Below are 14,159 nucleotides of genomic sequence, written 5' to 3'. Positions count from 1 at the left end.
GCTAATGTGATGTTCGTCGCACTTCAGCGGGAGCTTGGCGGGTCGATACCGCATTGCCCCTTCCCGAGAGTGCTTCCCGATGAATGCGTCTGTCCGTGCTCCGCGCCTGCAGTCCAAGCTGCTCGGCGCGGTCTCTGTTGGCTTGGCCGTGGTCCTGCTGTGCGCGCTGGCTGGCCTGGCCTCCGCCTGGTTCAAGTTGTCCACCGAGGTTCCACCCGAAGTCGCGCACAGCCGCGACGCCGAACGCCTGCAGCGTGAGTTCCGCGGCCAGGTGCAGGAATGGAAGAACGTGCTGCTGCGTGGTCACGACGACGCGTTGCGTCAGCGCCATCTGGACGCCTTCGACAACGAAGGCCGCCTGGTCGAACGGCTGGCCAAGGGCCTGGTGACCAGCCCGGACGCGCGCACGCGTGAACTGGCGCAGGCGTTCGTTGGCCTGCACGCGCAGCTGCAGCAGGACTATCACGCGGCGCTGCAGGCATTTGCCGCGGCCGGCTACGATCCCGCCGCCGGCGACACCCTCGTGCGCGGCAAGGATCGCGCGGTGGCGACCGCACTGGATGCATTGAGCACGCATGCCACGCAGGTGGCCGAAGCGGCGCTGGCGGCGCGTTCGCAGCAGGCGCGGCAGACCCTGCTGCTGTGCGCGTCACTGACGGTGCTGGCCGCCGTGCTGTTGCTGATCGGCCTGGCCTGGTGGCTGCGGCGCGCGGTGGTGCAGCCGGTACTGGCGGTGGAAGCCGCTGCACGCGCAGTGGCTGCCGGCGACCTGCAGCACGTGGTGCAGGTGCGCAGCCGCGACGAGATCGGACGCCTCGCCCAGGCGATGCAGGCGTTGCAGTCCACGCTGCGCGGCGTGCTGGATGCACAGGCCGCGATGGCCCAGGCGCACGAGGCCGGCACCATCAGCCATCGCATGGACGCCGCTGCCTTCCCCGGCGCGTTCGGCACCATGGTGGCCGACTGCAACACGCTGGTCGACGCGCACATCCGGGTGAAGATGCGCGCGATCTCGATCATGGGCCGCTACGCCGTCGGCGACCTCAGCCAGGACATGGAACGCCTGCCCGGCGAGAAGGCAGTGATCACCGAAGCGCTGGATGCGGTCAAGCACAACCTCGGTGCGATCAACGGCGAAATCCGCCGCCTGGCCGAAGCGGCGGCCGCCGGTGACTTCAGCCAGCGCGGCGACAGCGCGCGCTTCGAGCATGACTTCCGCGCGATGGTCGATGGCCTGAACCGCCTGATGCAGACCACAGAACTGAACCTGGGCGAAGTCTCAACGATGCTGCGCGCGATCGCCGATGGCCGCCTCGGTGCACGCATGCACGGTGATTTCCAGGGTGTGTTCGCGCGTATCGCCGGCGATGCCAATACCACCGCCACGCAGCTGGCGACCATCGTCACCGACATCAAGCACGCCTCCGGCAACATCCACACCGCCGCCGCGGAGATCGCCGCCGGCAACAATGACCTGTCGCGCCGTACCGAGCAGCAGGCCGCCAATCTGGAAGAGACCGCGGCATCCATGGAAGAGCTGACCTCCACCGTGCGCCAGAACGCCGAACACGCGCGCCAGGCCAACCAGCTCGCGATCGGCGCGCACGCGGTCGCCTCGCAGGGCGGCAGCGTGGTCGGCCAGGTGGTGGCGACGATGGGCGCGATCGAAACCTCGTCACGGCAGATCGCCGAGATCATCAGCGTGATCGATGGCATCGCGTTCCAGACCAACATCCTGGCGCTGAACGCCGCGGTGGAAGCGGCACGCGCCGGTGAGCAGGGCCGCGGATTCGCGGTGGTTGCCAGCGAAGTGCGCACGCTGGCACAGCGCTCTGCGGCGGCGGCAAAGGAGATCAAGTCGCTGATCGAGGCGTCGGTGGAACAGGTCGGTGAGGGTGCGCAGCGCGTGCGCGAGGCCGGCGACACCATGGCCGAGATCGTCGCCTCGGTGCAGCGCGTGACCGACATCATGGCCGAGATCTCTGCAGCCTCGCAGGAACAGAGCGCGGGCATCGAACAGGTCAGCCAGACGGTGATCCAGATGGACGGCACCACCCAGCAGAACGCCGCGCTGGTGGAAGAAGCCAGCGCCGCGGCGCGCAGCCTGGAACAGCAGGCGAACCGGTTGATCGATGCGGTCGATGTGTTCGACCTGTCGGCCACGGCGACAGCGAAGGACGCGTTGGCGCGCGCGGCCTGAGGGATCCGGTTGCCGGCCAGCGGCCGGCACCCCCGTGGAGCGCGGACTGGGGTAGTGCCGGCCGCTGGCCGGCAGCGTCCAACGCTACATGGGTGGCGGCATGAACAGTGCGGACCAACGTTCCGCACTCATTACGGCCTGTGGTCGTACACGGCAGTGCAATGCACCGTTGCCGGCATGCACACGGCCGCTGGCCTACCCTTTCGTGAATATTCCCGTCTCCCTCCCCCACTGCTGGAGCCCCTCATGACAGTCCCCGCCTTCGGTCTCGGCACTTTCCGCCTCAAAGACCAGACCGTGATCGATTCCGTGCGCAACGCGCTGGAGGTCGGCTACCGCGCCATCGATACCGCGCAGATCTACGGCAACGAAGCCGAAGTCGGTCAGGCCATCGCCGATTCCGGCGTGCCGCGCGATGAGATCTACCTGACCACCAAGATCTGGATCACCGAGTTCAAGCGCGAAGCGCTGCTGGCCAGCCTGCGTACCAGTCTGGAAAAGCTGCGTACCAATCATGTGGACCTGACGCTGATCCACTGGCCGTCGCCGAACGGCAAGGTCGACGTGCCGATGGAGGAGTACCTGACCGCACTGGCCGAGGCCAAGGCACAGGGCCTGACGAAGGAGATCGGCATCTCCAACTTCACCATCGCGCAGACCCGCAAGGCGATCGGCATCCTGGGTGCCGGCGCCATCGCCACCAACCAGATCGAGATCCACCCGTACCTGCAGAACCGCCTGCTGGTGAAATTCCTGCAGGACAACGGCATCCACATCACCGCCTACATGAGCCTGGCCTATGGTGAGGTAATCAAGGACCCGGTGATCCAGGCCATCGCCGGCCGCCACCAGGCCACGCCGGCGCAGGTCGCGCTGGCCTGGGCGCTGCAGCAGGGCTTCTCGGTCATTCCGTCCTCGACCAGGCGCGAGAACCTGGCCAGCAACCTGGAAGCGGCAGCGATCCGCCTGACCGACGAAGACATGGCACAGATCGCCAAGCTCGACCGCGGCCATCGCCTGGCCAACCCGGAAGGCATTGCGCCGGCCTGGGATTGAGGCCCTGTTGTTGTAGAGCCGAGCCCACGCTCGGCTGCCGTCTCCCTGGAGCCGAGCATGGCTCGGCTCTACAGACTGGATCTCCGGGGCGCCACCTCGTGCAGCATCCGCAGCACCTCGTGCACATCCAACGGTTTGCACAGGAAGCCGGCAGCGCCCATTGAACGCGCCCTCTCGATGACCTGCAGACGCGTGTCCGCGCTCATCACCAGGATGGGCGGACCGTCCGTTCTGGAGCCGACCGCTTCAAGCACGTCCCAACCGCTGCAACCCGGCATATGAAGGTCCAGCAGCACCACGTCCGGCGCAAGCGACGCCACCGCAGCCTGCGCATCGCGCCCGTCGTGCCGGCAACTCAGTCGATGACCTGCACATTCCATCAGCCGCTCGACCACCTGCCGGTTGGTTTCCACATCCTCGAACAGCAGGCAATGCAGGGATCGTACCGACGCCGCATGTGCCTTGAACACGGCCTCAAGCGAAGGTGATGCTGCCTCGCCGATCACGGCAGGAGCGGTGAAGCACCACTGGAACGAGGCGCCACCCCACGTGCTGCGGCCCACCTCGATCGTCGCGCCCATGGCATCGGAAATCAGTCGCACGATGTAGAGCCCAAGCCCAACCCCCTGCTCGCAACGGGCATCACCCTCGCTCACCTGGACGAAGGGGGAGAAGATCGCCTCCTGGTCGCTCTCGTCGATACCGCACCCGGAGTCGGAAACGGTCACCCGCACCTGCCATTTCTCACCGATGCGGGAGGCGTCAATGGACACGCGGGTCTCGCCCCCCACCGGGCTGAACTTGATCCCGTTGCAGACAAAATTGCTGATCACCTGTTCGACCCGGCCTGCGTCAACCAGCATCCACACTGCGGGATCGCAGTCCTCCACCGTCAGCAGTACACCTTTCTCCGCAGCAGCCGGTGCGCAGCTTTCCTGCATCGCATCGAGCGCGGACGCCAATGAACAGGGTTGAGGACGAAGCCGCAGCGTTCCACCCTCGATGCTGGCCACATCGAGGACATCATCAATGCGATGCCGCAGCGCTCTTGCCTGCCGGGCCACCATCGCAAACGAACTGCGCTGCGCCGACGTCGCGGCATCCATGTCCAGCAACTGGATGCCATTGATGATGGCGTTCAACGGCGTCCTCAGCTCATGGCTCATCGTTCCGATGAACCGCCCCTGGGCCTCGCGCGACGCGACGGCACGGAGCGCAATATCGCGCATGGCCGCAACCATGGAGGCAACCACGGCCGGCAGCAGGATCGTCAGCGCCAGGGCATAGGCCAGGTAGGCAGGTCGCGAGATCCAATAGCCCTCCGGCGCGGCCCACAGCAGGCCCAGCGCCGTTGCGGCGATGGCCGGTGCGATCGCCCTCCGCCCGTAGACAGCCGTCGCGGCGATCACCAGGAAAGGCAGCGTTGCATTGAGCGTCATCAGAAGAATGAAGGCTGCATCAACCTGCACCGTCACCATCACCAGGCTGAGGAACAGGCCCACCGCGTCGCGCCATGCCACACCGCGATCCTTATGGAGATTCACCCATGCAGCCCATGCCACGGACGCAACAAGCAGCGCAATCGACGCAGGCAGCACCTTCGCCGCCTCGTTGGCCAGCACGGATTGTGGTCCATCCATCCAGAGCCAGCACCACAGCACGGTCAGTACCTGCAATACCACCCTGGACAGGCTGGCACGTGGTTCCTGCAGCCAGGACAGCAACAGCGCAAGTCGTTTCATTTCCAGTGAGCGGGCCGCCTCAAGCAGTGCATCGGGGCCAGCATCGAGCAGACCAGAAGGTGCATGGGGCATGGCCGGACTCCTTCACCTGTGAGAAACGATGGAACGTTGCAGAAGGCGCTGCGCCGCTACCGCCACGGCTTGGGAGCGGCGGCGTACGTGGTCTGTCGCCGCGCCCGATCGAAGGCACTCACCCAGGTCGTCGCACGCGCTGGCGATCATCCTGCTGCCCAGCGCCGACGTGATGCTCTTGAGCGCGTGCAGGCGCGCCAGTTCTGCATCCAGATCGCTGCTGGGCGTACTCGCAGACTCCGCCCTCCACTGTGCTATCGCTTCGTCCAACGCAGCAACAAAGGACGGCAGCTCGCATGGTGACACCGCGGCAATCACCTTCAGCATTGAATGCTCGCCAAGCTCAGGGCGATCGGCGCCTGCCGCCTGCGTTCCCGCCATGCCACGTCGATCGATTGCGTGCATCTGTCTCCGCCATATGTCGCATGCGACCTGTTCGTGCATATCGCTCCCGGCCAAATACGATTTCGTGCAGGGCCATTCGCGACAACGCATCTTCCCGATTCGCTACTGCATCCGCTCATGAATGAGAGCGAACAAACCCGGAAACCGCTCGGAAAACACGTATCCCAGCCCTAATCCAAGCAATACGCCGCCGAGAATGACGCCCGCTCTTGCGGAGGGTGACAGTCGCTTCAGATCCATGGCATCCAGCATCCACACAACGAAGGCCCCGTGCCATCGGAATTCATTCAAACTTTCCTGAGGTGCACTGTGCTGGCGTTTACCCTTCTTCTTCTGCTGGCATGTGCTGCACTGATCGCCACACGCCGATTCCGCACCGCGGCACTCCTGTCGGTGCTGCCCCTGATGGCCTTGTCCAGCGCAACGGGCCCGATAACGCAATGGATGCTCGACCGGGCCCAGGCCAGCGCTGCATTCACGACACCTGCAGATCGGCCGAAGACAACGATCGTGCTGCTGGGCGGTGGCATCGAGCACCATGCCGAGGGCTCCAGCCCGGGTCTGGTGGGGTACAGCCGATTACTGGTTACGGCGCAGCGCTATCTGCTCTGCCAGCAGAAGCACGAGACCTGCAGGTTGATCGTGAGCGGAGGTGCCTCACGAAACCGTAATACCAGCGAGGCCAACGTCTATGCGCGCGAGCTGGTCCGTCTGGGTGTGCCGATGGATCGCATCGAGCAGGAGGATGCCAGCGCCAACACCTGGGAGAACGCCCGGAACAGCAGTGCGATGCTCCACCACGACCCATCGCGCGTGGTAATCGTGACCTCGGGCCTTCACCTCAGGCGAAGCCTGCTCTATTTCCAGCATTTCGGCGTGATTGCCGAAGGCCTGCCCAGCGACCGGCTACGCGCCACACCCGGATGGCTCCCCTCGGCCTTCAACCTGCTGCTGGCTGAGGTGATGTTGCACGAACGTATCGGCGTGCTTCGTTACCACGCCTACAACAGACTGGGGTGGAACGAACCGCCGATGCCACCGATCCCCTTCAATCCACAGACAGCCACCCACGCATCGCCGCACTGACCTCGTCCGGCTTTTCCATCGGGGCCAGGTGCCCGCAATCGGGCACCACCACCAGCTGCGAGTGCGGCACCAGGTCGTGCATTTCCTCGCTCACTGCCAGCGGCGTGATGCGGTCGTTGGCGCCGCACACGATCAGCAGCGGATCGCGGTAACCGGCCAGCACATCATGGCCGTCACGGCGTTCGAGTGCGCTCTGGCGCAGGAACACTTCCGCGCCCAGGCGGGTGGTCATGTCGCGCACGCGCTGTACCAGCACGTAGTCGTCCAGCCGCGAGGCATCGATGTAGCTGCGCATCAGCACATCGCCGAAGCCGTGGAACCTGCCCGGCAGGCGCACGCTGGCGCGCTGGCTGCGCCGCTGCTCGGCGCGCTCCGGCGAGTCGGCGTGGATCGAGGTGTCAATCAGCGCCAGCTGCAGCACCCGTTCCGGCGCGATGCGCAGGATCTGCTGGGCCACGAAGCCGCCCAGCGAGAACCCGGCCAGCGCAAAGCGCTCCGGTGCCTGCGCCAGCACGTCTTCGGCCACCGCCTGCAGGGTCTCGCCACGGGTCTGGTCGCCTACCGTGCAGTCAGCGATGTCGGCCAGGTCGGCCATCTGCGCGCGCCACAGCTCGGCATCGTTGAGCAGGCCGGGCAGCAGCAACAGGGGGATACGGTCGGTCATGGGGGTATTGTCGCGCTGGTGCGGTGACGGCGCCATGCCGCAACGGGTGATTGCACTGTAGAGTCGAGCAAGCTCGACTCTACGACACGGACGCGACCATGGCAGACCCCTACAACAGCAGCCCCACGTCCCCGCCCGCGCTGCGTTTCGACGATGCGCTGGTCACCACCGCCTTCGAGCTGCCCGGCCATCGCGTGGTGCGCAACCTCGGCGTGGTACGCGGCATCACCGTGCGCTCGCGCTCGATCGTCGGCAATTTCCTCGGCGGCATCCAGACCCTGTTCGGCGGCAACATCACCATCTACACCGAACTGTGCGAACAGGCCCGCGAGGAAACCTACCGCGACATGGTCAAGCACGCGCGGCAGCTGGGTGCCAACGCGATCATCGGCATGCGTTACGACGCCACCGATGTGATGACCGGGCTGACCGAAGTGCTGTGCTATGGCACGGCGGTGGTGGTAGAGCCGGTGCGGTGATGCAGCCGCCAAGCGTACGCAAAAGCAGCCGAGCGTAGGCTCGGCTCTACAGGAATTACGCCACCGGCGGCACGTCGGGCACCTCGACCTGCTGCACCGGCAAGGTCACCATCATCACCGTCGGGTCGTCCGGGTCGAGTCGGGTCTTGAATCCCAGGCTCTGGCACATCGCCAGCATGGTGCTGTTCTCGCGCAGCACCTGGCCTTCGACCACGTCCAGGCCCAGCCACTTGGCGTACTCGATCATGATCGCCATCAGCCGCCAGCCGATGCCGTGGCCCTTCAGGTCCGAGCGGATCAGGATGCCGTACTCGCCGCGATGATAATCGGCATCGGCGTGCAGGCGCACGGCGCCCAGCATCTCGCCGCTGCGCGGTTCGATCGCTACCAGCGCGATCGAGCGCGCGTAGTCGAGCTGGGTCAGGCGCGCGATGAACTCGTGGCTGAAGTGCTTCACCGACTGGAAGAAGCGCAGGCGCAGGTCCTCGTCGCTGACGCGGGCGAAGAACGCACGGAACAGCGCGTCATCCTCCGGCCGCACCGGGCGCACGAAGGCCCGGCCGCCATCAGACAGTTCGATGGTGCGCTCCCACTCCTTCGGATACGGAAACACCGAAAAGCGCGGATGGCCACGGCCCTTGTGCAGGATCCGCGACGGTGCCACCGCCACGCGTGCGTCGAGGGCAAGGATGCCCTTGCTGTCGACCAGCAGCGGGTTGATGTCCAGCGTGCGCACTTCGGGAATATCGGCGGCCAGCTGTGCCAGCTTGACCAGCGCCAGCGCCAGTGCGCGCTCGTCGGCGGCGGGCACATCGCCGTAGGCCTTGAGGATGCGCGAAGCGCGGGTCTGGCCGATCAGCTCGTGGGCCAGGCGCAGGTCCAGCGGCGGCAGGGCCAGCGCCTTGTCGTTGATCACTTCGACGGCGGTGCCGCCACGGCCGACCACGATCACCGGGCCGAACGTCGCGTCATCGGCGATGCCGACAATCAGTTCGCGCGCCTTCGGGCGGACGATGGTCGGCTGCACCAGCAGGCCATCGATGCGCGCATCCGGCCGCAGCTGGCGCGCACGCGACAGGATCGCGTTGGCCGCGCTCTGCACCGCCGGCAGCGTGGACAGGTTCAGGCGCACGCCGTCCACTTCCGACTTGTGCGGAATATCCGGCGAGATAATCTTCAGCGCAACCGTGGCACCGCGTTCCAGCAGCGGCTGCGCAAGGTCCATCGCCTCGTGCGCATCACGCGCATGCATCACCGGAGCAGACGGAATGCCGTAGGCCTTGAGCAGTTCATGCGTGGCCAGCGGGTCCAGCCACTGCTGGCCATTGGCCAGCGCGGCATCGACCAGTGCGCGCCCGGTGCCCGTGTCGACGCTGAAGTCCTGCGGCAGGCTGGGCGGCGTTTCCATCAACGCGCTCTGTGCCTCGCGATAGCGCACCAGATGCTGGAAGCCACGTACGGCTTCGGCCTCGGTCGGATAGGTCGGCACCCGCGCCGCGTTGAGCGTGGCGGTGGCCTGGTCATCGTTGCCCAGCCACACCGCGAACACCGGCTTGTCGCGATGATGGCGCGGGCGTAGGCCGAGCGTGCGGGTGAGGGCCTGCGCCGCGTCGGCGGACGAGGTGAATGCGGTGGGTACGTTGACCACCATCACCGCGTCATTCTCGTTGTCGGCCAGCAGCGCTTCGATGGCCGCGGCATAGCGGTCACCATCGGCGTCGACCACGATGTCCACCGGATTGCTGCGCGACCAGCCCTGCGGCAGCACCGCGTCGAGTTTCTCGACCGTGCTGTCGGACAGGTTGGCCAGCGTGCCACGCAATGCGATGAGCTGGTCCACGGCCAGGCGACCGACACCACCACCATTGCTGAGGATGGCCAGGCGGCGACCGGGGAAGGTGCCCAACCGCCCGAGCGATTCGGCGGCGGTGAACAGTTCGTCCAGCGCACCCACGCGCAGCAGGCCGGCACGATTGAAGGCCGCGCCGTACACATCATCGGCACGCGCCAGAGCCTGCACATGGGTATCGCGGCTGCCCGGCTGCACGCGCTCGGCGCGACCGGACTTCACCACCACCACCGGCTTGGCGCGGGCGGCGGCACGCGCGGCCGACATGAACTTGCGCGCGTCCTTGATCTGCTCGACATAGAGCAGGATGGCGCGGGTGCGGTAGTCGGTGGCGAAGTAGTCGAGCAGGTCGCCGAAGTCGACGTCCATCGTGTCGCCCAGCGAGACCACGGCGGAGAAGCCCACCGAGCGCGCCACGCCCCACTCCACCAGCGCGGCGGCAATGGCCGAGGATTCGGAGATCAGGGCGAGGTCGCCGGCCTGCGGGAAGTGCGCGGCGATGCTGGCATTGAGTCGCGCGTGCGGCGCGATGACGCCCAGGCAATGCGGCCCGAGGATGCGCAGGCCATGCTTGCGCGCCACCGCCTCTACCTGTGCGGACAACGAACCCGGGCCTTCGCCCAGGTGCGCGGTGAGGATGATCGCCGCCTGCACGCCCCGCTCTGCAGCGGTACGCACCACCTGCGGCACGATCGCCGCGGGCGCGGTGATCACCACCAGGTCGGGCACCCAGTCCAGGTCCTTCAGCCGCTTGATCGTGCGGATGCCATCAATTTCGGCGTGCCGCGGGTTGATCCACGCCACCTTGCCGGGGAAGCCGGTGCTGCGCAGGTTGCGCATCACCGCGCGGCCGGCCGAACGCTCACGCGGGCTGCCGCCGATCACCGCGACCGACTGCGGACGGAACACGGACTGCAGGTGGTAGGTACTCATGCGCCTACGGTACCCAAAAAAGGGGACGGAGGGGATTAAGTCGTTTGTGGCACAAACGACTTAATCCCCTCCGTCCCCTTTTTGTTCTGCGTGCCGACCAAGGTCGGCACCTACCAGAGCACGGTGGCTCCGGCTTACAACAGCGTGCCGTGCAGGATCAGCGCGGCGATGCTGAAGTAGATCACCAGGCCGGTCACGTCCACCAGGGTGGCCACGAACGGGGCCGAGGCGCTGGCCGGGTCGAAGCCGAGCCGCTTCAGGATGAAGGGCAGCATCGAGCCGGACAGCGAACCGAAGGTGACGATGCCGACCAGCGCGGCACCGATGGTGATCGCCAGCAGGATCCAGTGCTCGCCGTAGTCATGCAGGCCACCCAGCTGCCAGATCACGATGCGCACGATCGCCAGGCAGCCGAGGATGGCACCCAGCACCATGCCGGTCGGGATCTCGCGGATGGCCACCTTCCACCAGTCGCGCAGGCGCAGTTCGCGCAGCGCCAGGCTGCGGATCAACAGCGAGGTGGCCTGCGAGCCGGAATTGCCGCCCGAACTCATGATCAACGGGATGAACAGGGTCAGCACCACCGCGCGCGCCAGTTCGTCCTCGTAGTGCTGCATCGCACTGGCGGTCAGCATCTCGCCCAGGAACAGCACGCTCAGCCAGCCGGCACGCTTGCGCAGCATCTCGAAGAAGCCGATCTGCATATAGGGCTTGTCCAGCGCTTCCATGCCGCCGAACTTGTGCGCGTCCTCGGTGGATTCCTCGATCAGCGCATCGAGCACGTCGTCCACGGTGACGATGCCGAGCATCTGCTGCTGCGCATCGACCACCGGGATCGCCAGCAGGTCGTGACGGCGGATCAGCCGCGCGACTTCTTCCTGGTCCATCAGCGCGTCCACCGTCACCGGCGGATTGACCTGGGCCACGTCCAGGATCGATTCCTCGGGCAGGCCGGTGATCAGCCGGCGCATGGTCACCACCTGCTGCAACTGCTGGCTGGCCGGCTCCAGCACGTAGATCGCGTACACCGTCTCGCGGGTACGCTCGACCTGTCGGATGTGCTGCAGGGTCTGCGCCACGGTCCAGCTGGCGGGTACCGCCACGTACTCGGTGGTCATCAGCGCGCCGGCGGTGTTCGGCGGATAGCTCAGCAGCTTCTGGATGGCCTGGCGGGCGTCGGTGCCCAGCAGCGGGATCAGCCGCGCGCGTTCTTCCTCATCCAGCTCGTGGACGATGTCGGTGGCGCGATCGTCAGCCATCAGCCCGAGCAGGGCAGCGGCGCGTGCCGGCGGCAGCGCGGCCACCAGCTCACCGCTGCGGTGCAGTTCCGGCGCTTCCAGCATCTTCACTGCACGCGGCAACGGCAGCGCGGCCAGCGTTTCCGCAGCGCGGGCCAGTTCCAGTGTGTTGAGGAATTCCACCGCGTCAGCGGTGTTGTAGTTCGCCAGCGGTGCGGCCAGTGCGGCGGCATCGGCCACCGGGCGCAGCAATTGCTTCTGGTTCATCGGTTTTGCCTTGTGGGGGTGCGACCTCGCGCAACGCCAACGCAGGCAAACCGTCCCGATGTCAGGCGGTGGCCATCGCTGGCGTCGAACGAGGTCGACTTCTACTGTCGCTGGACATGGGTTGGGGACTCCGGAATGCGCGTGCCGGCGGTGCGCCGCCAGCGGCGGGCAGTCTGGACCCGCGGGCCATGCAGGTCAACCCGGCAGCCCCGCACCGAAGCCTGGCCGGTTGTTCTCGTGCGTACACAGACCGGCGCATAATGTCGCGGTGGTGCTCACCACGCCCTACCCCACCCGAACGGACGCACTGCGGGCTTCCCCGATGACCAGGTATTCCCATGCATAGCGGCGGTCTGGAACTGGCCCTGGTGCTGCTGCTGGCGGCGGTCATTGCCGTGCCGGTGTTCAAGAAGTTCGGCTTCGGCGCGGTGCTGGGCTACCTGGCGGCCGGCGTGGTGCTGGGCCCGGACGGGCTGGGCTTCGTGCAGGACGCCGACCGCATCCTCGGCGCGGCCGAGATCGGCGTGGTGATGCTGCTGTTCGTGATCGGCCTGGAGCTGTCGCCGGCACGCCTGAAGGTGATGCGGCGCTCGGTGTTCGGCGCGGGCGCGGCGCAGGTGGCGATGTCCGGGCTGGTGCTGGGCGGCCTGCTGCTGCTCGACCACTTCCAGTGGAAGAGCGCGCTGGTGGTCGGTATTGCGCTGGCGCTGTCATCCACCGCGGTAGGCCTGCAGCTGCTGTCCGAGCACAAGGCGATCAACAGCGACCATGGCCGGCTGGGTTTTGCCATCCTGCTGTTCCAGGACCTGATCGCGATCCCGCTGCTGGCGGCCATCCCGCTGCTGGGCGGGGCGAAGAACGAGACCCTGCGCTGGGAAGATGCCGCCGTGGCCCTCGGCGCGCTGGCCGTGGTGATCCTGTGCGGGCGACCGGTGCTGCGCAAGGTGTTCAGCATCATCGCCCGCACCCGCAGCCCGGAAGTGTTCACCGCCACCGCCCTGCTGGTGGTGCTGGGCACTGCCTGGTTCATGCAGGAAGCGGGCCTCAGCCCCAGCCTGGGCGCGTTCCTGGCCGGGGTGCTGCTGTCCGATTCGGAGTTCCGGCACGAACTGGAAGCGCAGATCGAGCCGTTCAAGGGCCTGCTGCTGGGGCTTTTCTTCATCGCGGTGGGCATGGGCATCGATCTCGACCGCATCGCCGCAGAGCCGTGGCTGATCGCCGCCGGCGTGGCGATCCTGCTGGTGGTCAAGTTCAGCCTGCTGTATGTGATTGGCCGTATTGCAAAGCTCAGTCCGCGGCAGTCGCTGCTGCTGGGCAGCGTGCTGTGGCTGGGGGGCGAGTTCGCCTTCGTGGTGTTCAACGAAGCGCAGCGCGCGCACCTGCTCGGCAACGCCAATCACGATCGGCTGGTGGCGATCGTCGGCCTGTCGATGGCGATCACGCCACTGCTGATGATCGCGCTGCTCAAGCTGCTCGGCCAGGAGAAGGCTCCACCGCGCGGGAGCGCCGAGGCCGACAAGGTGGCACCGGACAACCGGCCCAAGGTGCTGATCGCCGGCATGGGCCGCTTCGGCCAGGTGATCGCGCGCCTGCTGACCGCACAGAAGGTGCCGTTCGTGGCGCTGGAGGCGAACCCGGACACGGTGGCCGACCTGCGCCGCTTCGGCAACCAGCTGTACTACGGCGACCCGACCCGCCCGGAGATGCTGCGTGCAGCGGGTGGCGAGCACATTGATGTGTTCGTCATCACCGTGGACGACCCGGAGACCAACCTGCGCGCGGTGCGCATGGTGCGCCGGCTGTACCCGGACGCGAAGGTGCTGGCGCGTGCACGCAACCGCCAGCATGCCTGGCGACTGATGGACATGTCGGCCGAGCCGTTCCGCGAAGTGTTCGGCACCAGTCTAGAAATGAGCGGGCGCGTGCTGACCGCATTGGGCGTGGCACCGGACGTGGCCGAGCGCCATGTGCAGCGCTTCCGTGAGCATGATGAGCAGCTGCTGCGCGACCAGTACCTGGTGTACGACGACGAGGCCGCGGTGATCCAGACCTCGCGTGATGCACGCAACGACCTGATGCATCTGTTCGAGGCCGACGCGGAAAGGGACGGCAAGTAGGCGTGCCGACCAACGGTCGGCACCCACCACAGATTGCGGTTGCCGGCCAGC

General features: G+C 66.7%; 10 protein-coding genes. 5 read left to right on the top strand and 5 right to left on the bottom strand.

Features of this window, described 5'->3' with window-relative positions:
- Positions 1 to 79: 79 nt before the first annotated feature.
- Together AC2A1N_RS02535 and dkgB are read left to right on the top strand one after the other, a co-directional pair.
- Complete coding sequence (locus tag AC2A1N_RS02535) at positions 80 to 2,200, top strand: methyl-accepting chemotaxis protein (protein WP_242890550.1); 2,121 nt, start codon at positions 80 to 82, stop codon at positions 2,198 to 2,200.
- A 246-nt stretch (positions 2,201 to 2,446) separates the two neighbouring features.
- Complete coding sequence (gene dkgB / locus AC2A1N_RS02530) at positions 2,447 to 3,256, top strand: 2,5-didehydrogluconate reductase DkgB (RefSeq protein ID WP_242890540.1); 810 nt, start codon at positions 2,447 to 2,449, stop codon at positions 3,254 to 3,256.
- A 68-nt stretch (positions 3,257 to 3,324) separates the two neighbouring features.
- Here the strand turns inward: dkgB and AC2A1N_RS02525 are convergent, their stop codons facing one another.
- Both AC2A1N_RS02525 and AC2A1N_RS02520 read right to left on the bottom strand, forming a co-directional pair.
- Positions 3,325 to 5,070: an ATP-binding response regulator gene (locus AC2A1N_RS02525; protein WP_484371413.1), complete on the bottom strand. Its 1,746-nt coding sequence runs from the start codon at positions 5,068 to 5,070 to the stop codon at positions 3,325 to 3,327.
- A 12-nt stretch (positions 5,071 to 5,082) separates the two neighbouring features.
- Positions 5,083 to 5,475: a hypothetical protein gene (locus tag AC2A1N_RS02520; protein WP_242890535.1), complete on the bottom strand. Its 393-nt coding sequence runs from the start codon at positions 5,473 to 5,475 to the stop codon at positions 5,083 to 5,085.
- Positions 5,476 to 5,745: 270 nt separating this feature from the next.
- On the opposite strand from AC2A1N_RS02520, the gene AC2A1N_RS02515 reads away from it, so the two are divergent.
- A complete protein-coding gene (locus AC2A1N_RS02515) occupies positions 5,746 to 6,561 on the top strand; it encodes a YdcF family protein (protein ID WP_242890532.1) in 816 nt (271 codons plus the stop codon).
- Here AC2A1N_RS02515 and AC2A1N_RS02510 read toward each other — a convergent pair.
- The gene (locus AC2A1N_RS02510) at positions 6,524 to 7,225 is read right to left on the bottom strand and encodes an alpha/beta fold hydrolase (protein WP_242890520.1); all 702 of its coding nucleotides are present in this window, start codon (positions 7,223 to 7,225) and stop codon (positions 6,524 to 6,526) included. The two genes, AC2A1N_RS02515 and AC2A1N_RS02510, sit on opposite strands and share 38 nt — an antisense overlap.
- A gap of 98 nt (positions 7,226 to 7,323) precedes the next feature.
- On the opposite strand from AC2A1N_RS02510, the gene AC2A1N_RS02505 reads away from it, so the two are divergent.
- Positions 7,324 to 7,704: a YbjQ family protein gene (locus AC2A1N_RS02505; protein ID WP_010482286.1), complete on the top strand. Its 381-nt coding sequence runs from the start codon at positions 7,324 to 7,326 to the stop codon at positions 7,702 to 7,704.
- A gap of 55 nt (positions 7,705 to 7,759) precedes the next feature.
- Here the strand turns inward: AC2A1N_RS02505 and AC2A1N_RS02500 are convergent, their stop codons facing one another.
- Positions 7,760 to 10,486, bottom strand: coding sequence for a bifunctional acetate--CoA ligase family protein/GNAT family N-acetyltransferase (locus AC2A1N_RS02500; protein WP_242890517.1), 2,727 nt, complete (start codon positions 10,484 to 10,486; stop codon positions 7,760 to 7,762).
- Between the two features lie 134 nt (positions 10,487 to 10,620).
- Complete coding sequence (gene mgtE / locus AC2A1N_RS02495) at positions 10,621 to 11,991, bottom strand: magnesium transporter (RefSeq protein ID WP_061478973.1); 1,371 nt, start codon at positions 11,989 to 11,991, stop codon at positions 10,621 to 10,623.
- Positions 11,992 to 12,329: 338 nt separating this feature from the next.
- On the opposite strand from mgtE, the gene AC2A1N_RS02490 reads away from it, so the two are divergent.
- Positions 12,330 to 14,108, top strand: a complete 1,779-nt coding sequence (locus tag AC2A1N_RS02490) for a monovalent cation:proton antiporter-2 (CPA2) family protein (protein ID WP_242890515.1) — start codon at positions 12,330 to 12,332, stop codon at positions 14,106 to 14,108.
- Positions 14,109 to 14,159 lie beyond the last annotated feature (51 nt).

The organism is Stenotrophomonas maltophilia group sp. SKK55 (genome assembly GCF_057179845.1).
The sequence above is the reverse complement of the archived record's forward strand: the minus strand, read 5'-3'. Positions and strand labels throughout refer to the sequence as shown.

Bases quoted from the DNA above. Each gene is read 5' to 3' on its own strand.
- AC2A1N_RS02535 (WP_242890550.1), top strand. From the start codon at position 80: ATGAATGCGTCTGTCCGTGCTCCGCGCCTGCAGTCCAAGCTGCTCGGC.
- dkgB (WP_242890540.1), top strand. From the start codon at position 2,447: ATGACAGTCCCCGCCTTCGGTCTCGGCACTTTCCGCCTCAAAGACCAG.
- AC2A1N_RS02525 (WP_484371413.1), bottom strand. From the start codon at position 5,070: ATGCCCCATGCACCTTCTGGTCTGCTCGATGCTGGCCCCGATGCACTG.
- AC2A1N_RS02520 (WP_242890535.1), bottom strand. From the start codon at position 5,475: ATGCACGCAATCGATCGACGTGGCATGGCGGGAACGCAGGCGGCAGGC.
- AC2A1N_RS02510 (WP_242890520.1), bottom strand. From the start codon at position 7,225: ATGACCGACCGTATCCCCCTGTTGCTGCTGCCCGGCCTGCTCAACGAT.
- AC2A1N_RS02505 (WP_010482286.1), top strand. From the start codon at position 7,324: ATGGCAGACCCCTACAACAGCAGCCCCACGTCCCCGCCCGCGCTGCGT.
- AC2A1N_RS02500 (WP_242890517.1), bottom strand. From the start codon at position 10,486: ATGAGTACCTACCACCTGCAGTCCGTGTTCCGTCCGCAGTCGGTCGCG.
- mgtE (WP_061478973.1), bottom strand. From the start codon at position 11,991: ATGAACCAGAAGCAATTGCTGCGCCCGGTGGCCGATGCCGCCGCACTG.
- AC2A1N_RS02490 (WP_242890515.1), top strand. From the start codon at position 12,330: ATGCATAGCGGCGGTCTGGAACTGGCCCTGGTGCTGCTGCTGGCGGCG.